Raw genomic sequence first — 24,725 nt, forward strand, 5'->3', positions numbered from 1 at the left:
CCCCCCGTTTGCTTCGAGCGCAGGTTCGAGCCTGTCGAGAACTGAAGTCGAGAAGGGCTGCCCCAAACGGGGAGTTCTCGACGGACGCTTCTCGACAAGCTCGAAGCTGCTCGAACCGAACGGGGGGAGGGGATAACGGGAGGTAGGGCGCCCTACCCCTTCGGCACCAGCCGCACCGCCCCGGTAATCCCAGACCGCGCACCCGGCACCGCCTCGATCAGCACCGCCACCCCCTTCGCTCCGGCCGGCACCGGCACCACCAGCGCACCGGCCGCCGGGTCGGTCTTCGCCCCGACCTGCCGCCCGTCGACATAGACGCTCGCCCGCCCCTCGACCTGCGCGAAGCTCAGCGTCCCGCCCTGCGCCATCACCCGCCGCCGCTCGGGCAACACCGCGCGGTACAAACGGAACGACGGCCCGCTCTCCGGCGCAGCAGGCGTGCCGCTGCGGGTGAAGTCCCAGCTGTTATTGTCGTTCACCGGCGGGGTCATGCCCGGATCGGGCGCGGTCGCGAACGACTTCGACCGTCGCCAGCCGAGGATGAACGCACCCGGCGGCGTCACCTCGACCTGCGCCCGCGGGGTCGCGGCCACCCGGTCGATCACCAGCCGCGCCGGCCGCAGCCCGTCGGCGGTGGCGACGATTGTCCCCCGCCCACGCCCCTCGCCCGCCTGCACCAGCATCTGCGCCAGGCCGTTGAACAGCGAGCGTTCGGGCGCCTTCTCACTCTCATGGCTGTTCGGATCGCCGTTGCCGACGCCGATCAGCGTTGCGCCATCGATCGTAAAGCGTGTCATCCGGTTTTCGGTCGGGACATGCCGCCCCTTGGCGTCGACCGCATCGATCGTGACCGGCACGACGTCCTCGTTATCGCCCAGCATCTGCCGCCGCGCCGGCGTCAGCCGCAGCGCGACCGCCGCCCCCGCCGTCTCATGCACCGCCCGCGCGACCTCGCGCCCGCCCTTCAGCGCCACCGCCTCCAGCGTCCCCGGCACATAGGGCACGGTGAAGGCATTCCCCATGATCCGGTCGACCGCCTGCTCGCCGATCATCCGCCCGTTCAGCACCACCCGCACCCGCTCGGCATTGCTGGTGACGAGCAGCTCGACCGGCTGCCCCTCCTTGCCCGGCCAGGTCCAGTGCGGCGCGATGCCGACCACCGGCTGGTCGTCGATCCAGTGGGCGCGATGAATGTCGTACGCGGTCTTGGGGAAGCCGCACAGGTCGAGGATGCCGAAGAAGCTGGCGATGGTCGGCCAGGTGAACGGCGTCGGCTCACCATGATAGTCGAACCCGGTCCACACGAACCCGCCGGCGATGAAGCGGCGCTTGGCCATCTCCGCCCAGGCCTGGCGATGCGTCGCCCCCCATGGCGCCGCCTCGGTATCCATCGACGACATGACATGGGCGGCCCTGTCGGTCGCATAGGCGCCGCGCGTCATGAACGCGCTGGTGTCTTCCGACGACGTGCTGGGCTTGGCGGGGTTCAGCGCGTGGAACTTGTCGTAATCGCCCTGATAGTAATTGAACCCCATCACATCGACGACGCTCGACACGTTCTGGGGATCGTAGAAGCTGCCGTTCATCGCCGCCGTCACCGGGCGGCTGTCGTCGAGCGCATGGACGCGCGCCGCCATCCGCCGCACCATCTCGACGCCCGCTTCGGTGCCCTGCATCGGTTCCTCGTTGAACACCGACCACAGGATGATGCTGGGGTGATTGCGATGCGCCCTCACCAGCCATTCCAGCTGCGCCATATTCTCAGGAGCGGGGTTGAAGATGCGATTTTCGTCCATCACGACGAACCCCATCCGATCACACAGCTGATAGAAGGCGTCGGCCTGCGCATTGTGCGAACAGCGGATGGCGTTGACGCCGGTATCCTTCATCCGTTGCAACCGCCATGCGAGCAGCGCGTCGGGCACCGCGACGCCGACGCCGGCATGATCCTGATGCAGGCATACGCCCTTCAGCTTCACCGGCTGCTCGTTCAGGAAGAAGCCGGCCTGCGCATCGAAGCGGATCGTGCGGAAACCGATCGCGATGCGCCGTTCGTCGCCGCCGCCCGGCGCGTCGGTGGTGACGCGGACGGTGTAGAGCGTGGGGCGCTCGATCGACCAGCGCTGCGGGTTGTCGACCGGCAGCGACAGGCTGACCTCCACCCCGCCCAGCGGTTGCAACTGCGCCTGTCCGCGCGCGCTGGCGACGACCTTGCCCGTGGGGTCGAGCAGGTCGACCATGATGGTCGCGGTCGCAGGCGCACGCGCGATACTCTCCAGCGCGACCGACACCGGCACCGTCCAACGCCCGTCGCTGCCGAGGCGCGGGTCGCAATGCACGCCATCCGTCGCGATCGATACCGGCGACCGCTTCGCGAGCCAGACATGGCGGTACAGGCCAGCACCTTCATACCACCAACCCTCCATCGCCGTGGCATCGACCCGGATGGCGATGACGTTCAGTTCGTCCCCGAACCGCGCGAACGGCGTCAGGTCGATGGTGATCGCGTTGTAGCCGGAGAAGTTGCGCGCGACGACGCTGCCGTTGATCCAGATCGTCGCGGCGGTCGCGATCGCCCCGAAATGGAGTTCGAGCTTCCTGCCCCGGTCTTCCGGCTCCAGCCGCAGCGTGCGCCGATACCAGCCGATCCCGCGCGGGCGATACCCCTGCGCGACATTCGCCGTCTCGACAAAGCCCTGCGCCGATGCCCAGTCGTGCGGCACGCTGACCTGTGCCCAGTCGGTATCGTCATAATCCATCGCCGCCGCGCCGCGCGCATTGCCGGCCTTGGCATTGGTATAGGTCTCGTCATGCGTCTGCGGCGCGGGCGGCACGATATCGCCTTCGTGGAACAACCAGCCGTGCGACAGCAGGGTGCGCGACGGGTCCTCGGCCGGCAACCGTTCGGGCAGGCCCGGGCGCGGCGACAGACCGTGCAGCAGTCCGCTCGGCTCCGCATCGCGCCGCGCCGCCCGTGCCGACAGCGGCAGCCCGGCCGTCGCGAGCGTCCCCGCAGTTCCCGCCAGCAGCGTCCGGCGATCGATCGGCACGAAGTTCATTCTTTCCCTCCCCCGTCAGGCGTCGATCGCCGCGCGCAGCGCACGCACGATCGCTTCATCGGTCCGCGCCAGTCCCGGCCCGGCAAAGCCCAGCGCCTGCACGCGCGGATCGTCCTGCACGACCGGGGCGCTGGCGGAGGCATGGACCTCCTCCGCCCCGGTTGCAGCCAGAAGCGTCGCAACATTGTCGGGCCGGACGCCCGATCCCGGCATCACCGCAATCCGTCCCGCCGCCTGCTCGCGCATCGCCCGGATCATCCCTGCGCCATCGATGGCGCGGACTGCGCCACCGGAAGTCAGGATACGCTGAAATCCCAATGTAATGGCCTGTTCGACCGCCGCGACCGGATCGGCGAGCAGATCGACCGCACGGTGCAGGGTCAGGTCGATATCGGCGCGCACCGCCCGCATCGCGTTGATCCACGATGTCAGCGCGTCGCGATCGAGGCTACCGTGGCGTGCGGCACCGAATACCAGCCCGTCGACGCCCGCGAGGATCAGCGCCTTCCCCTCGGAAATGGCGGTCGAGAGCTCCCGCGCGTCATAGGCGAAGTCCCCCGCGCGCGGCCGGACCATCGCATGTACCCGCACGCCGGCCGCTCCGGCCAGATGCAGGACCTCCGCCACCAGCCCTGCCGAAGGCGTCAGTCCCCCGACCGACAACGCCCCGCATAGTTCGATCCGGTCCGCCCCGCCCGCGATCGCGGCACCGCACCCCGCGACGCTGTCGATGCAGATTTCCAGTGTCGTACGCGGCATGGCCCCTCCAGAATTATCTGACTAATGAAGCGAGATGCGGCGGGGTCAAGCCGCTTCGCACGCTTGACTTGGTCGGTCGCCACGCGTAAGCGCGCGGCCAGCCGTCGCATGGGGATTCGTCCTGTGTGCGACGTCCGTCCGAGACAGCAGGTGCGGGTTCCCCGCTTAATGTCCTGCCGAGACGGGGAATGTGTTATTCCGCCTGTTCGTGCCGAGGCACGACGGGCCGGCCATGAAGGGTTACCTCGCATCGGCGCGGGCTCCGCATGGCGACCATGCCCCTCACGGACTTTCGCCCCGGTCGTCGCAACCCGCGACGGGCGGATTGTTCGCGGGCGTTTCCGGTTCTGCCGGGTGACGCCCCAGTAAAGGAGAACGGCATGGATCGCACTCAGAAGAGTGAAGCCGTCGCCGAGCTGAACCGCACCTTCAACGAGGTCGGCGTGGTGGTCGTCACCCGCAACCTCGGCATGACCGTCGCCCAGTCGACGGCCCTGCGCAACAAGATGCGCGAAGCCGGCGCGAGCTACAAGGTCTCGAAGAACCGTCTTGCCCGGATCGCAGCGGAAGGCACGCCGTACGCGGTGTTGTCGGACCTGCTGACCGGCCCGACGGCGCTGGCGACGTCGACCGATCCCGTCGCTGCGGCGCGGATCATCAACGACTTCGCCAAGACGAACGACAAGCTCGAGATCGTCGGCGGCGCCATGGGCGGCCAGATCCTCGACGCGGACGGCGTGAAGGCCCTGGCCTCGCTGCCCTCGCTCGACGAACTGCGCGCCAAGCTGGTCGGCCTCATCGTTGCCCCGGCAACGAAGCTGGCGACCATCACGCAGGCACCCGCGGCCCAGATCGCGCGCGTGCTGTCGGCATATGCGGAGAAGGAAGCCGCCTGATCGGGCGCTTCTGCACCAACACAACCCTATCTGATTTACGGAGAATATCATGGCTGACCTGAACGCGATCGTCGAACAGCTGAGCGAGCTGACCGTCCTCGAAGCGGCTGAACTGTCGAAGCTGCTCGAAGAAAAGTGGGGCGTTTCGGCCGCTGCTGCCGTTGCCGCCGCTCCGGCCGCCGGTGGCGCCGCCGGTGGCGCGCCTGCCGCTGAAGAAAAGACCGAGTTCGACGTGATCCTCACCGGCGACGGTGGCAAGAAGATCAACGTCATCAAGGAAGTCCGCGCCATCACCGGTCTCGGCCTGACCGAAGCCAAGGCGCTGGTCGAAGGCGCTCCGAAGGCCGTCAAGGAAGGCGTGTCGAAGGACGAAGCCGACAAGATCAAGGCGCAGCTCGAAGGCGCCGGCGCGACCGTCGAAGTCAAGTAAGCCGCAGTGGGAGAGGCGGAGAGGCGGAGCAGCGCTGCTGCCCCGCACTCCCACAAGGCCGGCCGGCGGGCCGAACGGCCCGACCGACGGGATGGAATTCACTTCCATCCCGGCTCGACCAGAAAAAGGGGCAGTCCGGCAACGGGCTGCCCCTTTTTTGATGATGCGCCCCAGGCTCCGGCACGCCGATCAACCGGCAGCGGCCGTCACCAAAACCGGCGGCGACAACCCCTCCCATGCGCAAGGCGTCGGCGAACAACGGCCAGCCGCGTCACCGCGCCGTGACAGCTGGCGGCGATGCCCCCTCGATCATGAACCACGGCGTCGGCCCGGCATCATCGGGCTCGGCGGGATAGAGCCAGCGCAGCGCCTCTTCCGCAGCGCGGTGATACACGGTGCCATGCGTCGCCGACCTGCCGTGATCGGCATAGCGCAACGTCACCCGCCCGGGTGGCAAGGCCGCCACCGCCGCTCGCAACCGGTCGACTCCATCCTGCATCGTCCCGCCTTCGTCGGCGACCGCAACGAACAGGCGCTTGCCCGCCGCCCGCGACAGGCGTTCCGAGAGGCCGGTTCGCAGCGCCCGCCGATCGTCCCACCACAGGCTGGGACTGATCGCGACATAGTCGGTGAACAGCGCCGGCTCGTTCAGCAGCGTGTCGATCACGAACAGCCCGGCCAGCGACTCGCCCATGATCGCCCGCCGCCCATCGGTGCGGAACCGCGCCTCGACGAACGGGATGACGTCCTGGCGCAGAAACCGGCGAAACCGTGTCGCCCCGCCGCTTTCGGGAAAGGCGGAGCGGTAGCGCGGGTCGACGGGTTGCCCGGTAAGCTCCGCCCGCCGCTGCTTCGTCTGGATTCCGACTACGATGAACGGCCCGAACGTCCAGCTGAGCGAGGCGAGGCTCGCCAGCCCGGCCACATGCCCGAAATCCTGATCGACCGCACCGTCGAGCAGATAGACCACCGGATAGCGCCCCTGCGAGCGGTCGTAGCCGGGCGGCAGCCAGACATTGACCTGCCGCTCGTCGCCCAGCGTCGGCGCAGCGATCTGATAGCTGGTGCCGATCTCGACCGGTCGTCCCGCCGGAACGACCTGCGCCGCCGCCGGCGCCGCCGTCATGGCGATAAGGAAGGCGATCCAGCGGGGCATGGCATTCTCCCGGAACCGGGGCGACCGCACCGCCCCGGCCGCGCGCATCAGGGCACCGTTACCGTCTGCACCGGCACGCCCTTCAGTTCGGGTAGCGCGTCGAGCTGCGGCTTCACCTTCGCCAGATCCCCGACCACGACCAGCGTGAACTTGTCGAGCGGCAGGGCATCCCGGATCGCGCTGCTGAACTGGGCATCGGTCACCGCCATCGTGGCCGGGACGTAGCGGTCGAGCCAGTCGGCCGGCAGCCCCAGCGCGTCGCGCGTCGCCAGCTGTCCGATCAGCGACGCACTGTCCGAACTGCGCAGCACGAACAGGCCGGCATTGTAGCTGCGCATCCCCGCCGCCTCGGCATCGCCGGGGGGCGTCGATTGCAGCGTGCGGATTTCCTGGAACACTTCCTTCAGCGACGGGCCGGTCACTGCGGTCGTCACATCGGCGTCGAAGGTCCAGGCGGCGTCGCCCGGGCGCTGGCTGATGCCCGAACCGGGGGAATAGGTATAGCCCTTGTCCTCGCGAATGTTGCGGGTGATCCGCGACGAGAAGCTGCCGCCGAGCAGCGCATTGGCGACGCGCATCGGAATGTCGCCTTCGCTACCCGCCAGCGGCGCCGGCCAGCTCAGCCGGATCGTCGATTGCGGCGCCTCCGGCCGGTCGACCAGCACCATGCGCGGCCCCGGCGCAGCGGTCGGCACCAGCGACAGCCGCGCCGGCCCCTTCTGCCAATCACCGAACGCTTGGCGGACCGCGGCCTTGACCGCCGCCGGATCGAACCGCCCGGCGATATAGAGCCGCGCGCGCTGCGCCCCGAAATTCGTGGCGTAGAAGCGCTTCACCTGGTCGAGCGTATAGCCGTCGAGCTGTGCCGGCGTCGGCATGGTCCGGGCATAGGGATGGTCGCCATAGGTCGCCCGCGCCAGCGCGTAATCGGCCAGCATCCCCGGCTGGGCGAGCATCTGCGCCAGCGACCGCGCGCTGTTCGCCTTGACCCGCGCGAACTCGCTGGCCGGAAAGGCCGGGCGCCGCGCGACATCGCCGACCAGCGCCACGGCCTGCGGCGCGAATTCGCTGAGCCCGCTCATGCTGATCGACGTTCCGGTCGAGCTTACCCGCACGCCGAGATTGCCGCCCATGCCGGCGGCGGCGGTGGCGAGCGCCGCGGAGTCGCGGGCCCCCGCCCCTTCCTTCAGCATGTCGCCGGTCAGGTCGGCCAGCCACGTATCGCGACCTTCCTCCAAATTGCCGGCATAGACCTGCAGCACGACCGTGACCTTGGGCGCATTGCCATAGGGGATCAGCGTCACGCCCATGCCGTTGGGCAACTGATAGCTTTCGGACGCGGGAACGCTGAACGGCTTGGGCGCACCGATCGGCGGTGCGGGCAAGGCCGGCGGCTGGGTCTGCGCGGCGAGCGGCGCGGCGATCAGCGCGAGGCCGGCGAGAAGGATCGAACGGCGCATCTCACTTGGCTCCCTGGGCTGCGGCAGTGCCGGGTTGGATGGTGTAGATCGAGCGGTTGGTGGGGCGCAGATATTCAACCGCCGTCTTCTGGATCAGCGCAGGCGTGACCTTCGCGAAGCCGGATTCGATGCGGTTCACCGCCTGCGGATCATTGTCGAACAGCGCATAGACGGCGAGCAGGTCGATCAGCCCGATCCGCATCCCGCCATCGACCGACGAATAGAGGTCGGAGCGCAGCTTGGTGCGGGCGCGGTCCAGTTCGGCCTGGGTGACCGGCGTGGTGCGCAACCCGTCGATCACGCCATCGACCGCCTGCCGGATCTGCGCATCGCTGAATTTCGGGTCGTGGGTGAAGTTGAACGCCCACAGCATCGGGCCGTTGTAGTTATACATGGTGCCCAGATAGGCGTTGATCCCGCCCGACAGGTCGCCGGTGATGCCGGTTTCCGATTTCAGCTTGCGGACCAGGCGGCTGTCGTCGCCCTGCACCAGCATCTGGTCGATCAGCCCCATCGCATACCATTCGGGCGTGCCGCGCGGCGGCATGTGATAGCCCGCCGCCCAGCCGGGCTTGGGCGCCAGCGCATCGACGCGGCTGCGCACCTTCTCGGCCGTCTGGCGCGGTTCGCTGAGGTCGGGCAACGTGACCGGCGCACCCTTTTGCAGGGGGCCGAAATGCTTGCGGACCATCGCCTCGGCCTGCGCATAGTCGATGTCCCCCGCGACGACGAGGACGGCGTTGTTCGGGCGGTAGAAGGCGGAATGGAACTGCTTCGCATCGGCGACGGTCGCCGCCTCGATCTCCTTCAGGTCGCCGTAGAAATTGTGGCTGTTATACCAGTTGGTATTGGCCAGCATCGGCAGGTCGATCCATGGCCAGGTGCTGTAGGGCTGGTTGAGGACGTTGACCTTCACCTCGTTGCCGACGACGCCCTGCTGGTTCTTCAGCACCGTATCGTCGATGACCGGCCGCGCCATGCGGTCGGCCTCCAGCCACAGGATGCGCTCCAGCGCGTTCGACGGCGCGATCTCGAAATAATTGGTGAAGTCGAACCGGGTCGATCCGTTCAGCACGCCGCCGGCGTTGCTGATCGTGCTGATGAACACGCCCTTGGGCGCGTTCTGCGACCCCTGGAACATCAGATGTTCGAACAGATGGGCAAAGCCGGTGCGGTCGCGCGGTTCGACGCGAAAGCCGATGCCGTAATAGACGCCGACGGTGACCGTCGGGGCCAGCGTATCGCGCGAGAGCACGACCCGCAGCTCGTTGGGCAGCGTCAGGTAGCGCATGTCGATCGCGAGCTTCGCCGGCGCGGCGGCAGCGGTTGCGGCGGTCGGGCGCTGCTGCGCCGCCGCGCTGGTCGCCATCGCCGGCAATGCGGCCAGCGCCGCCCCCAGCAACAGCCGCTTCATCAACGCCGTCATGTCCGTCCCCCCTTTGCTGTTCAGTCGTCGGTATCGGATTCCTCGCCCGTATCGGCATGGACCAGAATATCGCCCGGCTGGCATTCCAGCACGCGACAAATGGCGTCCAGCGTCGTGAAGCGGATCGCACGCGCCTTGCCCGTCTTCAGGATCGACAGGTTGGCGAGCGTGATGTCGACCGCCTGCGCCAGTTCGGTCAGCGTCATGCGCCGGGCCTGCAGCACCTCGTCGAGGCGGACCAGCACCGCCATCAGACCGTTCCCTCGAGATCTTCGCGCAGCGCCGCCCCTTCGGCGAACACGCGGGCGAGGATGAAGGCGACCAGCACCGACAGCCAGCCGCCGATCGACACCGACGACCCGTCGAGCCGGATGTTCATGCCGGCAAAGCTCGGCACGATCAGCCATAGCGGCACGTCGAGCAACTGGATGGCGAGCAGCGCCCAGCCGATCGCCCGCACCCGCCGGGCATTGGGCGACGCGAAGGTTTCCCCCGCCAATACGGTGCCGATGATCGCGATCAGCCGCGAAAAGATGACATGCGCCGGCACCGAGGCCGCGACGCCCAGCAACAGCAGCGCCCGGATGCCGCCGACGACCCGTTCGACATCGGCGGCCGGATATTTCACGGCGATGCGCCCGGCGAGCAGGTCGTGGAACGGAAAGCTGGCCAGCGTTCCGATCAGGAACGCGAACGCAAAGGCGATGTTGAGGACCAGCAGGACGCGCAGCACCGCGACGGTGAATCGCAATATCCGGTCACGCCGCACCATGCCGCCCCCTTCTCCCGTTGAACCGAACGCTAGGCCGGATATCGATAATCGGCAATAGCCGATGCGATCCGGCTTACGTCCGGCGGACCTGGCCGTGCAATCGTACTTCCAGCCGATCGACCATGCGGTCGCCGCGATCGGCAAAGATCGGGGCAAGCTTGCCCTGCGGCGCGGCCGGACCGACCATGAACGCCGCCGTGGTGCGCGATTCGCGACCGTCGTCCCAGCGATAGCGCGCGTCGATCGCGATCATCGGCACGAAGAAGGCGCGGTCGTTGGCCTGCACGATGTTCACCGCCGCGCGCGGCAGCGCCATCGTCGCTTCCAGATGGCGACGTTCGCCGCCCCCCAGCGGGAACGGGTCGAGCCCGCGCTTGTCGGCGTCGGAGAAGAATGCCGCGATCTGTTCGTCCTGCTGCGCATTGGCGGTGATCAGCAGCGTGGCGATGCGGACCTCCGCCACCGCCATCGATGCCGGATTGCCGACGGTCAGGTCGAAATCGAGCAGCGCACGATCCCCCTCCAGCCCGACCCTGAGCGGTGCGAGCTGAAATTCGAGGAACGGTCCGGGCGTCGGTGCGACCGGCGTGGGCGGCGTCACCGGAGCAGCGGGGGCGACGGGCGGGCGGACGGGTTGCGGCGCCGGGGTGACCGGAACCGGTGGCACGGGCGGCGGCGCGGGCGGTTCCGGCACCAACGGCGCCGGCTCGTAGTGTGGCTCGGCCGCGTTGCGGCGACGGCTCAGCGCGAAGGCGACGCCACTCGCCACGGCGACACCGCCGAGGAACCACAGCCACCACGGCACCGTGTCGGCCGTCGACGCCGGCGCGGCCAGTGTCGCCTCGGGCGACGGAGTCGGTGCCGGTGCCGGCTGTGCCGATGGCTCGGGCGTCGGCAGCGGCAGGACCGGTTGCCCGACATAGGTCGGCTCGGCAGCCGGCACCGGCTCCGCCTGCGGAGTGGGCGCGGGCGTGGGGCTGGGCGTCGGGCGCGGCGCGGCGGGCGTGGCGGTCGCGCGTGGGGTCGGGATCGCGACCGGCCGGGGTGCGGCGGCTGCGGTCGGGCGCGGCGTCGGCGTGGGCGTCGCGCGCGGAGTCGGCGACGCGGTCGGCGTGGGCGACGGAGTCGGCACCGCCTGCGGCGTGATGTCGTAGATCGGGATCGACCCGCCGGGCGACGTCTGCTGCGCGGCGGCGGGCACGGCGAGGATCGCGACGAGCGCCGCGAGCGGAAGGTGGAACTGCATGACAGCCCTCAACCGGGGTTTTTGCCTCCGCGTCAGCCTGCCCTGGCCCCGGATACGACGAAGCGAGCCGAATGCGCGCCCAACCGAGAGAATGGTTCGATAGTGCCTCAGCTTTGATTTCGACAGCTCAAAACGGCCTTCCGCATCGCTCGTCCTGTTTCCTTCGCAGACCGTCCGGCCGTTACGCCATAGATGCGTTGCCCGCGAAGGACTTTGTCTTCCTCTTCCGTAAGCGAACGCCCTAGACGGCGCTCTAGGTCGGCTTTGACCCGGCCGGGCTTCATACCGCCAATCCCCGCTTCTTGCATCGCCCTCGACAGTTAGGCGGTGGTGCGTCCACGTCAATCCGCGCGATTACATCGTCCGACGACTACAGGCGGTCAGTTAGACCAACGGCAATCGCGGACGACATGCGCCGGGTCTTATGGATGCGGCCGAAGTTGTAGAACACGAAGTAGAGCGACGACGCATGGACGTGGTTGTCGAACTTTTTGGAGAATGCGTAGGCGACGCGGATGAACCAGCGCATGAGCCTGCGAACCATGAGATTCTGGCGCTCGACATCACTGTTCGGCACATGTGCTAAGCATACAGGAGACGAGTGCCGGATGCCACCGGATCAACATCGATTTTCAAACTGAGACACTACCCAAAAAGTTCCACCGCGTTGACAGGCCCCGCCCCGGCTTCTATATGGCTGGCTTGCTTCAGGACCGGGAAAGAATGCGTCGTCGCGCAGCGCATTGCATGTATGGGCCTGTCGCCATTCCAGGACGCTCGATCAGCTGCGGCCCCCGGTGGGTGACGCGGCTTTCGTCGTCCTGTTTGCACGCCAGCCCGGTGGCCACCGGGCACGAGATTTGACTGCAAGCGAGGCCCACGACCCCATGGCGACCAAGGCAACCGCAACCGGCACGCACAAGCGCCGCATCCGCAAGGTGTTCGGCGACATCCACGAAGTGGTGCAGATGCCGAACCTGATCGAGGTTCAGCGCGAGAGCTACGAACAGTTCCTGCGCAGCGACCCGTCGATCGGCTATGTTTCCGGGCTTGAGAAGACGCTGCGGTCGGTATTCCCGATCCGCGACTTCGCCGGCACCGCCGAGCTGGACTTCGTCACCTACGAACTGGAAGATCCCAAGTTCGACGTCGAGGAATGCCGTCAGCGCGGCATCACCTATGCGGCACCGATGCGCGTCACGCTGCGCCTGATCGTGTTCGAGGTCGACGCCGATACCGAGGCCCGCTCGGTCCTCGATATCAAGGAGCAGGACGTCTACATGGGCGACATGCCGCTCATGACCGAGAACGGCACCTTCTTCATCAACGGCACCGAGCGCGTGATCGTGTCGCAGATGCACCGTTCGCCGGGCGTGCTGTTCGACCATGACCGCGGCAAGACCCACGCCAGCGGCAAGTATCTCTTTGCCGCGCGCGTGATCCCGTATCGCGGGTCGTGGCTCGATTTCGAATTCGACGCCAAGGACATCGTCAACGTCCGCATCGACCGCAAGCGCAAGTTGCCGGTGACGTCGCTGCTCTATGCGCTGGGCATGACGGGCGAGGACATTCTCAACCACTTCTACAACCGCGTGACCTTCGTCCGTGGCGAAGGCGGCTGGCGCATTCCGTATGCGCCGGAAAACTGGCGTGGCCAGAAGCCGGCGTTCGACATCGTCGACGCCAACACCGGCGAAGTCGTGTTCCCGGCCGGCACCAAGATTTCGCCGCGCCTCGCCAACAAGGCGGGCAAGGACGGGCTGGCCGACCTGCTGATCCCGACCGAGGAAATCTTCGGCCGCTACAGCGCCTATGACCTGATCAACGAACAGACCGGCCAGATCTATATCGAAGCCGGTGACGAGGTTTCGCCCGAGAATCTCGAACTGCTCGACCAGGCCGGCATCGAGCGGATCGAACTGCTCGACATCGACCATGTGTCGACCGGTCCGTGGATCCGCAACACGCTGAACGTCGACAAGGCCGAGGAGCGCGAACAGGCGCTGTCGGACATCTATCGCGTGATGCGCCCCGGCGAACCGCCGACGCTGGAAACCGCCGAAGCGCTGTTCGCAGGGCTGTTCTTCGATCCCGAGCGCTACGACCTGTCGGCCGTCGGCCGCGTCAAGCTGAACATGCGGCTCGACCTCGACACGCCGGACACGGTGACCACGCTACGCAGCGAGGACATTCTGGCTGTGGTCAAGACGCTGGTCGACCTGAAGGACGGCAAGGGCGAAGTCGACGATATCGACAATCTCGGCAACCGCCGCGTGCGTTCGGTCGGCGAGCTGCTGGAGAACCAGTATCGCGTCGGGCTGCTGCGCATGGAGCGTGCGGTCAAAGAGCGCATGTCGTCGGTCGACGTATCGACGGTCATGCCGAACGACCTCATCAACGCGAAGCCGGCGGTCGCCGCGGTGCGCGAATTCTTCGGCTCGTCGCAGCTGTCGCAGTTCATGGACCAGACCAACCCGCTGTCCGAAGTGACGCACAAGCGTCGCGTCTCGGCGCTCGGGCCGGGTGGTCTGACGCGTGAGCGCGCCGGCTTCGAGGTCCGCGACGTTCACCCGACGCACTATGGCCGCATCTGCCCGATCGAAACGCCGGAAGGCCCGAACATCGGTCTGATCAACTCGCTGGCTACCTTCAGCCGCGTCAACAAGTACGGCTTCATCGAGACCCCCTATCGTCGCATCATCGACGGCAAGGTCTCGGACGAGGTCGTGTATCTGTCGGCGATGGAAGAGCAGAAGCACACCGTCGCGCAGGCGTCGGCCGCGCTGAACGACGACGGCAGCTTCGCCGAGGAACTGGTGTCGGCACGTCAGGCCGGCGAATTCCTGATGGCGCTGCCCGAGAACGTCACGCTGATGGACGTGTCCCCGAAGCAGCTGGTGTCGGTCGCCGCGTCGCTCATTCCGTTCCTGGAAAACGACGACGCCAACCGCGCGCTGATGGGTTCGAACATGCAGCGTCAGGCGGTGCCGCTGGTGAAGGCGGAAGCGCCGTTCGTCGGCACCGGCATGGAAGAGACCGTGGCGCGCGATTCGGGCGCGGCGATCTCGGCCAAGCGGGCGGGCGTGGTCGATCAGGTCGATGCGGCCCGCATCGTGATCCGCGCGACCGGTGAGGTCGATGCGACCGAGAGCGGCGTCGACATCTACACGCTGATGAAGTTCCAGCGTTCGAACCAGTCGACCTGCATCAACCAGCGTCCGCTGGTGAAGGTGGGCGACGTGGTGAAGGCGGGCGAAGTCATCGCCGACGGCCCGTCGACCGAATTCGGCGAACTGGCGCTGGGCCGCAACGCGCTCGTCGCGTTCATGCCGTGGAACGGCTACAATTATGAGGACTCGATCCTCATCAGCGAGCGGATCGTGAAGGACGACGTGTTCACGTCGATCCATATCGACGAGTTCGAGGTGATGGCCCGCGACACCAAGCTCGGGCCGGAAGACATCACCCGCGACATTCCCAACGTGGGTGAAGAAGCGCTGCGCAACCTCGACGAGGCGGGCATCGTCTATATCGGTGCCGAGGTCGAGCCGGGCGACATTCTCGCCGGCAAGATCACGCCCAAGGGCGAATCGCCGATGACGCCGGAGGAAAAGCTCCTGCGCGCGATCTTCGGTGAAAAGGCCAGCGACGTGCGCGATACCTCGCTGCGCCTGCCGCCGGGCGTGTCGGGTACGGTCGTCGACGTCCGCGTCTTCAACCGTCACGGCATCGACAAGGACGAGCGCGCGATGGCGATCGAGCGCGAGGAGATCGAGCGCCTGAAGAAGGACTCGGACGACGAGCGCGGCATCCTCAACCGTGCGACGTGGTCGCGCCTGCGCGAGATGCTCGAAGGGCAGACCGCGACGGCCGCGCCCAAGGGCGTCAAGAAGGGCGTGGTCATCGACCGCGACCTGCTCGACAGCGTCGAAAAGCATGAGTGGTGGCGCTTCGCCGTCGCCGACGACGCGGCGCAGGGCAATCTCGAAGCGATCAAGGCGCAGTATGACGAGGCGGTGAAGCGTATCACCGACAAGTTCCACGACCGCCGCGAGAAGCTGGAGCGTGGCGACGAGCTGCCGCCGGGCGTGCTCAAGATGGTCAAGGTCTTCGTCGCGGTGAAGCGCAAGCTGCAGCCGGGCGACAAGATGGCCGGCCGTCACGGCAACAAGGGTGTCATCTCGCGCATCCTGCCGCAGGAAGACATGCCGTTCCTCGAAGACGGAACGCCGGTCGACCTGGTGCTGAACCCGCTGGGCGTGCCGTCGCGCATGAACGTCGGGCAGATCTTCGAAACGCACCTTGGCTGGGCGGCGCGCAACCTGGGTATGCAGGTCGCACGGTCGCTGCGCGACTGGCGCGAGGCGAACCCGGATGCGGTCGCGGGCGAAATGCCGGCGGCGGTCAAGGATCGCCTGAAGGAGATCTACGGCGATCACTATGCCGAGGACCTCGACACGCGTTCGAACGAGCAGCTGGCCGAGCTGGTCCAGAACATCAGCACGGGCGTTCCGATGGGCACCCCGGTGTTCGACGGCGCGCGTGAGAGCGACGTGTCGGACATGCTGCAGCTGGCCGGGCTGCACAGCTCGGGTCAGTCGGTGCTGTTCGACGGGCGGACCGGCGACCAGTTCGACCGGATGGTCACCGTCGGCATCATCTACATGCTGAAGCTGCACCATCTGGTCGACGACAAGATCCACGCGCGTTCGATCGGGCCGTACAGCCTCGTCACCCAGCAGCCGCTGGGCGGCAAGGCGCAGTTCGGTGGCCAGCGCTTCGGGGAAATGGAAGTGTGGGCGCTCCAAGCCTATGGCGCCGCCTACACGCTCCAGGAAATGCTGACGGTGAAGTCCGACGACGTGGTCGGCCGCACCAAGGTCTATGAAGCGATCGTCAAGGGCGACGACACCTTCGAGGCCGGCATCCCCGAGAGCTTCAACGTGCTGGTCAAGGAAATGCGCTCGCTGGGCCTCAACATCGAGTTGAGCAGCCTGGAGGAGAATGACGGACTGGCCGAGGCGGCGGAATAAGCGACCTTCTCCCTCTCCCCGCTCGCGGGGAGAGGGTCGGGGAGAGGGGCAGTCCAGCCCGCTACCCTCTCCGCACTTCCCCTCTCCCAACCCTCTCCCCTGAAGGAGAGAGGGCTATGAGGTAAGATCATGAACGAACTGACCAATTTCGCGAACCCGGTGGCCAAACCGGAGACCTTCGACCAGATCCAGATCGGCATCGCCTCGCCGGAGCGCATCCGCTCGTGGTCGTTCGGCGAGATCAAGAAGCCTGAGACGATCAACTATCGCACGTTCAAGCCGGAACGTGACGGCCTGTTCTGCGCGCGCATCTTCGGTCCGATCAAGGATTACGAATGCCTGTGCGGCAAGTACAAGCGCATGAAGTACAAGGGCATCGTCTGCGAAAAGTGCGGTGTCGAAGTCACGGTGTCGAAGGTCCGCCGTGAGCGGATGGGCCATATCGAACTGGCCGCCCCGGTCGCGCACATCTGGTTCCTGAAGTCGCTGCCGTCGCGCATCGGCCTGCTGCTCGACATGCAGCTCAAGCAGCTCGAGCGCGTGCTGTACTTCGAATCGTACATCGTGATCGAGCCGGGCCTGACCGCGCTGGAAAAGTATCAGCTCCTCACCGAGGACGAACTGCTCGACGCGCAGGACCAGTATGGCGAGGACGCGTTCTCGGCCGGGATCGGCGCCGAAGCGGTCAAGCAGATGCTGATCGACCTCGACCTCGAGGGTGAAAAGCGGGACCTGCTCGAAGAGCTGGCCGTCACCAAGTCGGAACTGAAGCCCAAGAAGATCATCAAGCGGCTGAAGGTCGTTGAGAGCTTCCTGGAATCGGGCAACCGTCCCGAATGGATGATCCTCGACGTCGTGCCGGTCATTCCGCCCGAACTGCGTCCGCTGGTGCCGCTCGACGGCGGCCGCTTCGCGACGTCGGACCTGAACGACCTGTACCGCCGCGTCATCAACCGCAACAACCGCCTGAAGCGGCTGATGGAACTGCGCGCGCCGGACATCATCGTCCGCAACGAAAAGCGCATGTTGCAGGAAGCGGTCGACGCGCTGTTCGACAACGGCCGTCGCGGCCGCACGATCACCGGCGCCAACAAGCGTCCGCTGAAGTCGCTGTCCGACATGCTGAAGGGCAAGCAGGGCCGCTTCCGCCAGAACCTGCTCGGCAAGCGCGTCGACTATTCGGGTCGTTCGGTCATCGTGACCGGCCCGGAACTCAAGCTGCACCAGTGCGGCCTGCCGAAGAAGATGGCGCTCGAGCTGTTCAAGCCGTTCATCTACGCGCGTCTGGACGCCAAGGGTCTGTCGATGACCCTGAAGCAGGCCAAGAAGTGGGTCGAGAAGGAACGCAAGGAAGTCTGGGACATCCTCGACGAAGTCATTCGCGAGCACCCGGTCATGCTGAACCGCGCGCCGACGCTGCACCGTCTGGGCATCCAGGCGTTCGAGCCGGTGCTGATCGAGGGCAAGGCGATCCAGCTGCACCCGCTGGTCTGCTCGGCGTTCAACGCCGACTTCGACGGCGACCAGATGGCCGTGCACGTTCCGCTGTCGCTCGAAGCGCAGCTGGAAGCGCGCGTCCTGATGATGTCGACCAACAACATCCTGTCGCCCGCCAACGGCAAGCCGATCATCGTGCCGTCGCAGGACATGGTGCTGGGTCTCTACTATCTGTCGATGGAAAAGACCGGCGAGCCGGGCGAAGGCATGCTGCTGGGCGACATGGCGGAGGTGCATCAGGCACTGCACGCCGGCGCCGTCACGCTGCACACCAAGATCGTCAGCCGCGTTCCGCAAACCGACGAGAATGGTCAGCAGTATCTCAAGCGCTATGAGACCACCCCGGGTCGCATGTTGCTGGGCGAATGCCTGCCGAAGTCGCACAAGGTGCCGTTCGACACGGTCAACCGCCTGCTGACCAAGAAGGACGTCGGCGACGTCATCGACGAGGTGTATCGCCACACCGGTCAGAAGGAGACCGTGCTGTTCGCCGACGCGATCATGGCGCTGGGCTTCCGCCACGCGTTCCGTGCCGGCATCTCGTTCGGCAAGGACGACATGCTGATCGCGCCGGACAAGGACAAGCTGGTCGACGAGACCCGCGATCAGGTGAAGGACTTCGAGCAGCAGTATCAGGACGGCCTGATCACGCAGCAGGAAAAGTACAACAAGGTGATCGACGCCTGGAGCCGTTGCGGCGATCAGGTCGCGACCAGCATGATGGACGAAATCAAGGCGGTCCGCCGCTACGAGGAAGGTCCGATGAAGGGTCGCGAGAAGCCGATCAACTCGATCTACATGATGGCCCACTCGGGTGCCCGCGGTTCGCAGGCGCAGATCAAGCAGCTGGCCGGCATGCGCGGGCTGATGGCCAAGCCGTCGGGCGAGATCATCGAAACGCCGATCATCTCGAACTTCAAGGAAGGCCTGACCGTCCTTGAATATTTCAACTCGACCCACGGCGCCCGCAAGGGCCTTGCGGATACGGCGCTCAAGACGGCGAACTCGGGTTACCTGACCCGCCGTCTCGTCGACGTGTCGCAGGACTGCGTCGTCATCATGGACGATTGCGGTACCCAGCGTGCGCTCGAAATGCGCTCGATCATCGAAGGCGGCGCGACCATCGCGTCGCTCGGCGAACGCATCCTCGGCCGGACCACGGCAGAGGACGTGGTCGATCCGAAGACCGGCGAAGTCGTGTTCCCGACCGGAACGCTGCTCGACGAAGCCATGGTCGCGAAGATCGAGGCGATGGGCCTTCAGGCGATGAAGATTCGCAGCCCGCTGGTCTGCGAAGCCAAGGTCGGCGTCTGCGGCACCTGCTACGGCCGCGACCTCGCCCGCGGTACGCCGGTGAACATCGGCGAAGCGGTCGGCGTCATCGCGGCGCAGTCGATCGGTGAGCCGGGCACGCAGCTGACGATGCGTACCTTCCACATCGGTGGTGCGGCACAGCTGAACGAACAGTCGAACCTCGAAGCGCCGGTCGACGGCACGGTCGAGTTCCGCGACCTGCGCCTGATCGAGGATCAGCGCGGGCGCCGGGTGGTGCTCAGCCGTTCGGGTGAGATCGCGATCGTCGACATGGACGGCCGCGACCTGTCGGTCCACCGCATCCCCTATGGTGCGTATGTGCTGTTCGACGATGGTCACATCGTTTCGCAGGGCGACCGCATGGCGGAATGGGACCCGTTCACCGCCCCGGTCATCACCGAAACCGCCGGTACCGTGAAGTTCATCGACCTGATCGAGAACAAGACGGTCACCGAGCGCGTCGACGAAGCGACCGGTATCGCCCAGCGCGAGATCATCGAATATCGCGCGACGTCGAAGTCGAAGGAGGATCTGCGTCCGCGCATGACCCTGCTCGACGCGAATTCGGGCGAGGCCGCGCGCTACATGCTGGCGCCGGGCGCGGTGCTGTCGGTCGAGGACGGTGCACAGGTACAGGCGGGTGACGTTCTCGCCCGTGTCGCCCGTGAATCGGCCAAGACCCGCGACATCACCGGCGGTTTGCCGCGCGTCGCCGAGCTGTTCGAGGCGCGCATCCCGAAGGAGGCGGCGATCATCGCCAAGGTTTCGGGCCGCGTCGTGTTCGGCAAGGATTACAAGGCGAAGCGCAAGATCGGCATCCAGCCCGAGGATGGCGGCGAGGTCGTCGAGTATCTGATCCCGAAGTCGAAGGTGATCGACGTTCAGGAAGGCGATTACGTCAAGCGCGGCGACAACCTGATCGGGGGTTCGCCGAACCCGCACGACATTCTGGAAACGCTCGGCATCGAGCCGCTGGCCGAATATCTCGTCAGCGAAATCCAGGGCGTCTACCGGTTGCAGGGCGTGAAGATCAACGACAAGCACATCGAGACGATCGTTCGTCAGATGCTGCAGAAGGTCGAGATCACCGACGGTGGCGACACCACCCTGCTCGCCGGCGAACAGCTCGACCGTGACGAGATGGACGAAGCCAATGCAAAGCTCGCGCCGGGTCTGGCCCCGGCACAGGGCAAGCCGGTGCTGCTCGGCATCACCAAGGCGTCGCTGCAGACCCGCAGCTTCATCTCGGCCGCATCGTTCCAGGAAACGACCCGCGTCCTCACCGAAGCATCGGTGCAGGGCAAGATCGACAGCCTGAACGGTCTGAAGGAAAACGTCATCGTCGGCCGCCTGATCCCGGCGGGCACCGGTGCCGGCATGAACCGCCTGCGCGTCGCGGCCTCGTCGCGCGATGCGGCACTGCGTGCCCAGCAGCGGGCGCTGGCGGGCTTCATCGCGCCGAACTCGGCCGAGGAAGAACATGCCGCCGAACTGGCCCGTTCGCCCCGCGACGGCCAGGGCGTCAGCGATCCGCTGGCCGATGTCGTGCCCTCGGGCACCGGCACCGACGCCGATGCGGGCGAGTATCTGAACGACTGATCGTTCGGGTCTTCGTGCGTTGAACGAACCGCCGTCCGGGCAACCGGGCGGCGGTTTCGTTTTGGGGAGCAAGGCACCGCACACACCAACACGTCACCCCGGGCCTGCCCCGGGGTCCCGCTTCTTTCCTGCCGCCGTGAAGAAGAAGCGGGACCCCGGATCAAGTCCGGGGTGACGGTGGTTCGGCGCCACCTTCCCTCCCCCGCGCGCGCGTCCTACCCTGCCGCGAACCAAGGGGGACCCATGCACCGCATCCTGTTCGCGCTCCTGCTGCTCGCCGCGCCGGCGGCCGCCCAGACCTATCGCACCGACTTTGACCCATCGGCGCACAAGGGGCCACGCTCCGGCCCGGCCAACGACGTCATGGTGCTCGGCTCGCCGCATCTGTCGCAACTGCCCGACCGGTTCCGCCCGGAGGCGCTCGCCCCGCTGCTCGACCGGCTGGCGGCGTGGAAGCCGCAGGCGATTGCGATCGAGGCGCTGTCAGGCGCGCAATGCGATCAACTGCGCCGCTACCCCTATCGCTATGCCGATACCGTGCCGGACTATTGCTGGGACCCGGCACCGGCCAGAGCCGCGACGGGGCTCGATGTGCCCGCCGCCAATGCGGAGTTCGAAGCGTTGCTGGCGACGTTGCCGGCCACGCCCAGGCCGGCCGACCGGCGCAAGCTGGCGGCCTTGTTCCTCGCCGGCGGCGAACCGGCATCGGCGCTGGTGCAGTGGCTGCGGCTGCCGGTCGCCGAGCGCAAGGCCGGCGACGGGCTGGACGCCGTGCTGGTCGCGCGACTGACCACCTTGGAGACCCGCCGCGACGAAAGCCTGATGATCGCGGCACGACTGGCCGTGCGGCTCGGCCTCCAGCGCGTCTATGCGATGGACGACCATAGCGCCGATCGCGCGATGCCGAAGGCGGAGGAAGCCGCCTATGGCAAGGCGATGCAAGCCGCATGGGACAATCCGGTGCTCAAGCGGCGGATGGCGGCGATCGACGCGATGCAGGGCGATTTGGCCACGAGCGCAGGCGTGCTGACCACCTATCGCGGCTATAACGCGCCAGGTCAGGGGCAGATCGCGTTCGACAGCGACTTCGGCGCCGCGCTGGAGGAACCCTCCCCCCAGCGTTTCGGCCGGCAATATGTCGCCTATTGGGAAACCCGCAACCTGCGCATGGCCGCCAACATCCGCGACATGCTGGGCGAGGCGCCGGGGATGCGCGCGCTGGTCATCGTCGGCGCGTCGCACAAGCCGTATCTGGAGGCGTATCTGCACCAGATGCACGACGTCCGCATCGTCGATGTGATGCCGCTGCTGCGCTGATCCGGAGCCGGCGCGGCGTCCGGTCGTTGTCCGCTGGATAACAGGAGAGGACATGCCATGGCGCAGGACGACGCAACCGCCGACACGCTGGCCGACAGCGTCGACGACGCCATGCTGGCCAAGACCAGCCCGCCGCTCGGCGCGATGGTCCTGCTGGGCATCGCGGCGGGGGCGCAGATCGGCTTCGGTGCGATCGGCTATCTGGTCGCGCAGGCCGGGATGACGCCGGGTGGCGGGACGCGATTGCTGTCGGGCATCGCCTTTTCGGTCGGGCTGATGCTGGTGATGGTCACGGGCACGCAGCTGTTCACCGGCAACACGATGCTGGTCCTGCCCGCCGCGCAGGATCGGCTGGGCATCGGCGAGACGCTGCGCGACTGGAGCGTGGTGTGGGTCGCGAACCTGATCGGCAGCCTCGCCATCGCGGCATTGTTCGTCGCATCGGGCGCTCCGCAGGCGATCGACGGCGCGGTCGCACAGGCGGCGCTGAAGACCGCCGATACCAAGCTGGCGAAGGACTGGGGCGAACTCCTCGCATCGGGCGTGCTCGCCAACATGCTGGTCTGCCTCGCGGTCTGGATGGCGACGGGGGCCAAGACCGTCGCGGGCAAGATCGCCGCCGTGATCGGCCCGGTCACGCTGTTCGTCGCGGCGGGGTTCGAACATTCGGTGGCGAACATGACGCTGCTGCCGATCGCCTGGGCGCTGGACCATGCGGCGGTGCCGGTCGGGCCGCTGCTCGGCAATCTGTTACTGGCGACGGCGGGCAATATCGTCGGCGGGTCGCTGGTGGCGATCACCCTCGCGGCGGGGCATCGGGTGCTGGCGAAGTAACCGTCGCCGGCCCGCCCCGGCAAATCTCCCCATGACCGTACGGGACAAGAGCCGCTCGAGGCCCCAGCCTTCGCTGGGGCGACGTCTGTGGGACGTCGGGAAAACCGCTCCACCGTCACCCCGGACTTAATCCGGGGTCCCGCTTCTTCTGCGACGTCGGCGATACAGCGGCCCCCCGAATCAAGTCCGGGATGACGAGAACGGTAACCACCTGTCGTTGGTCGGTCGCGACCGTTACGATCGCCCGCGCCCAAATATGAAAGAGGCCGCCGGGGTCTCTCGACGCCCGGCGACCTCAAGCATGGTCAGCGGCCGGAAGCTCCAGCCCGGGAGACCATGCGAGCCGCTTGCATGGGGCCACGGCGTTGACTGGGGGAGGATACCCCCCGCACGCGGCCGACCCGCTTTAGCGGCGCGTCTCCCGAACGAACTGAACCGACCCCATTGCTGAACCATGAGACATCGGATCACCTCCTTTCGCTAGTTAAAGCCGTTACGCACCGACCGGTGCGCATCCCGAACGTGGGGCATCCGCGGCCTGCGTACAAGACTTGTATTGCACGATGTTTCCGCCATACTCGACCGCCCGGGCCGCGTTCAGCGCCCCGCCGGGCGACATCCCCGCACCACCGCACCGATCGCCTTGTTGCCGGGCACCTGCAGCACCGGGGTCTTGCCCGACGTGATCCCGAACCGCTCCGCCTTGGCCAGCGCGTCGAGGAAGGTCTGGCCGGTGCTGACCGCCGCCTCCAACGCGCCGTCGACCATCTGTGCCGGAAAGGTCGCAGCGGCGTCATCGGTGAACAGGCGGATCGAATCGCCCTCGAAGGGGCCGCGCGAAAGCAGGATTTGCCGGCCCGACCGGTCGCAGCGAATCGCGAAGACGATGCCTTGCTCGTCGGAAAAGGTCGCCGCGCCGGGCTTCGCCGACCACGTTCCGGTCACTGACACCGCCCCGTCCAGTTCGGGCGTCGGCAACTGCCCGGGCCTGAGCACACGCGGCGACGGAGTCGGGCGGGGTGCGGGTGTCGCGCGGGCAGTGGGCTTGGGCGCAGGCGGCGGCGGTTCGCTCGAACAGCCTGCCAGCGCCAGCAGCGCGACCAGCGCCCGCCCCCGCATCAGCGGCGGCAATCCTCGGTCACGCGCAGCACCTCGGCCCAGGCGGGCAGGACCAGGCGCCCGACCGGCGTCCCTTCGACCACGAACCGCCCCCGGCTGAACCCGATCGCGTCGAGCAACCGGTCGCTGGCGGGCAGCGCCACCCCGACCCCGCCCGCCATCAGCTGGACGTTCAGTGTCCGCTGTGTGCTGGTCGTGCGGATCGTGACGGGGCCGGCGACGGGGCGCGCGGTGGCAAAGAGCATCGTCACCTGACCCGCCCCCCGGTCGCAGGTCAGCGTCGCCAGCGGCGCGGCACCGCGCACGCCATAGCTCGCCGCCGATCCGCCGCTTAAGCCCCGATATTGCCAGTCGCCCGGCGTACGCGGCAGGTCGCGCCAGTCGGCGACCGGTGCCACCGGAGTCGGCCGGACCGGCACCGGACGTTGTGCGGGCGCCGGCACCTCTTCGGTCCCGGGCGGCGCACCGGGCGGTACACACCCGGCCAGCAGGATGACGGCGGAAAGGGGGAACAGGATACGCATGCCCCCCTTATGGGCGATGCGGGCGGCAGCCTCAACCGGGGATGGGGCCGCCCTGCGCCGTCCTTCGTCCCCTTCGTCATTCCGGCGAAAGCCGGAATCCATGGTCACGGAACGTCGCGATGGAGCCGAGAACACCCGACACAATGGATCCCGGCCTTCGCCGGGATGAGGACAGTTGCTCCGTCGTCACCCCGGCGAAGGCGGGTGGCCAGATGCGCTGGCATTGCGATTCCAGCCGCTACGACGACGTTTATGGATTCCCGACTTCGCGCGAACGACAGGCG

General features: G+C 67.1%; 17 protein-coding genes. 6 read left to right on the forward strand and 11 right to left on the reverse strand.

Annotated elements, in window-relative coordinates:
• Positions 1–152: 152 nt before the first annotated feature.
• On the reverse strand, positions 153–3,059 hold the full coding sequence (galA, locus tag AVT10_RS15775) for a beta-galactosidase GalA (protein WP_198158614.1): 2,907 nt from the start codon (positions 3,057–3,059) through the stop codon (positions 153–155).
• Between the two features lie 15 nt (positions 3,060–3,074).
• The gene (locus AVT10_RS15780) at positions 3,075–3,818 is read right to left on the reverse strand and encodes a copper homeostasis protein CutC (RefSeq protein WP_066693618.1); all 744 of its coding nucleotides are present in this window, start codon (positions 3,816–3,818) and stop codon (positions 3,075–3,077) included.
• A 380-nt stretch (positions 3,819–4,198) separates the two neighbouring features.
• On the opposite strand from AVT10_RS15780, the gene rplJ reads away from it, so the two are divergent.
• Entirely contained in the window at positions 4,199–4,714 is a 516-nt protein-coding gene (rplJ, locus tag AVT10_RS15785) for a 50S ribosomal protein L10 (protein WP_066693622.1), read from the forward strand.
• A gap of 49 nt (positions 4,715–4,763) precedes the next feature.
• Positions 4,764–5,144 (forward strand): 50S ribosomal protein L7/L12, encoded by a 381-nt coding sequence (rplL, locus tag AVT10_RS15790; protein WP_066693624.1) that lies wholly within the window; start codon positions 4,764–4,766, stop codon positions 5,142–5,144.
• 271 nt (positions 5,145–5,415) lie between these two features.
• Here rplL and AVT10_RS15795 read toward each other — a convergent pair whose 3' ends face one another.
• From AVT10_RS15795 to AVT10_RS18410, 7 genes are all read right to left on the reverse strand, one after another.
• Complete coding sequence (locus tag AVT10_RS15795; protein WP_164523866.1) at positions 5,416–6,300, reverse strand: alpha/beta hydrolase; 885 nt, start codon at positions 6,298–6,300, stop codon at positions 5,416–5,418.
• Positions 6,301–6,347: 47 nt separating this feature from the next.
• Positions 6,348–7,760, reverse strand: coding sequence for a M16 family metallopeptidase (locus AVT10_RS15800; protein ID WP_066693628.1), 1,413 nt, complete (start codon positions 7,758–7,760; stop codon positions 6,348–6,350).
• Between the two features lies 1 nt (position 7,761).
• Complete coding sequence (locus AVT10_RS15805; RefSeq protein WP_198158615.1) at positions 7,762–9,186, reverse strand: M16 family metallopeptidase; 1,425 nt, start codon at positions 9,184–9,186, stop codon at positions 7,762–7,764.
• Between the two features lie 20 nt (positions 9,187–9,206).
• Complete coding sequence (locus AVT10_RS15810; protein WP_055789110.1) at positions 9,207–9,437, reverse strand: helix-turn-helix domain-containing protein; 231 nt, start codon at positions 9,435–9,437, stop codon at positions 9,207–9,209.
• On the reverse strand, positions 9,437–9,958 hold the full coding sequence (locus AVT10_RS15815; RefSeq protein WP_066693630.1) for a DUF2975 domain-containing protein: 522 nt from the start codon (positions 9,956–9,958) through the stop codon (positions 9,437–9,439). The genes AVT10_RS15810 and AVT10_RS15815 overlap by 1 nt, the downstream gene beginning before the upstream one ends.
• A gap of 73 nt (positions 9,959–10,031) precedes the next feature.
• Positions 10,032–11,204 (reverse strand): hypothetical protein, encoded by a 1,173-nt coding sequence (locus tag AVT10_RS15820; protein WP_066693641.1) that lies wholly within the window; start codon positions 11,202–11,204, stop codon positions 10,032–10,034.
• A gap of 370 nt (positions 11,205–11,574) precedes the next feature.
• Positions 11,575–11,781 carry a hypothetical protein gene (locus AVT10_RS18410; RefSeq protein ID WP_126014109.1) on the reverse strand — a complete coding sequence of 69 codons (207 nt, stop codon included), beginning with the start codon at positions 11,779–11,781 and terminating at the stop codon, positions 11,575–11,577.
• Between the two features lie 310 nt (positions 11,782–12,091).
• Between AVT10_RS18410 and rpoB the strand changes: the two genes are divergently transcribed.
• The 4 genes from rpoB (at position 12,092) to AVT10_RS15840 (ending at position 22,798) form a co-directional block, all read left to right on the forward strand.
• On the forward strand, positions 12,092–16,237 hold the full coding sequence (gene rpoB / locus AVT10_RS15825) for a DNA-directed RNA polymerase subunit beta (RefSeq protein ID WP_066693643.1): 4,146 nt from the start codon (positions 12,092–12,094) through the stop codon (positions 16,235–16,237).
• A 129-nt stretch (positions 16,238–16,366) separates the two neighbouring features.
• Positions 16,367–20,647: a DNA-directed RNA polymerase subunit beta' gene (gene rpoC / locus AVT10_RS15830; RefSeq protein ID WP_066693644.1), complete on the forward strand. Its 4,281-nt coding sequence runs from the start codon at positions 16,367–16,369 to the stop codon at positions 20,645–20,647.
• Between the two features lie 243 nt (positions 20,648–20,890).
• The gene (locus AVT10_RS15835) at positions 20,891–21,964 is read left to right on the forward strand and encodes a DUF5694 domain-containing protein (protein ID WP_066693646.1); all 1,074 of its coding nucleotides are present in this window, start codon (positions 20,891–20,893) and stop codon (positions 21,962–21,964) included.
• A gap of 57 nt (positions 21,965–22,021) precedes the next feature.
• Positions 22,022–22,798, forward strand: coding sequence for a formate/nitrite transporter family protein (locus AVT10_RS15840; RefSeq protein ID WP_066693649.1), 777 nt, complete (start codon positions 22,022–22,024; stop codon positions 22,796–22,798).
• A gap of 597 nt (positions 22,799–23,395) precedes the next feature.
• Here AVT10_RS15840 and AVT10_RS15845 read toward each other — a convergent pair.
• Positions 23,396–23,917 carry a hypothetical protein gene (locus tag AVT10_RS15845; protein ID WP_066693652.1) on the reverse strand — a complete coding sequence of 174 codons (522 nt, stop codon included), beginning with the start codon at positions 23,915–23,917 and terminating at the stop codon, positions 23,396–23,398.
• Positions 23,917–24,441: a hypothetical protein gene (locus AVT10_RS15850; protein WP_066693654.1), complete on the reverse strand. Its 525-nt coding sequence runs from the start codon at positions 24,439–24,441 to the stop codon at positions 23,917–23,919. The genes AVT10_RS15845 and AVT10_RS15850 overlap by 1 nt, the downstream gene beginning before the upstream one ends.
• Positions 24,442–24,725 lie beyond the last annotated feature (284 nt).

It is taken from the genome of Sphingomonas hankookensis (genome assembly GCF_001619955.1).
Lineage (GTDB): Bacteria > Pseudomonadota > Alphaproteobacteria > Sphingomonadales > Sphingomonadaceae > Sphingomonas > Sphingomonas hankookensis_A.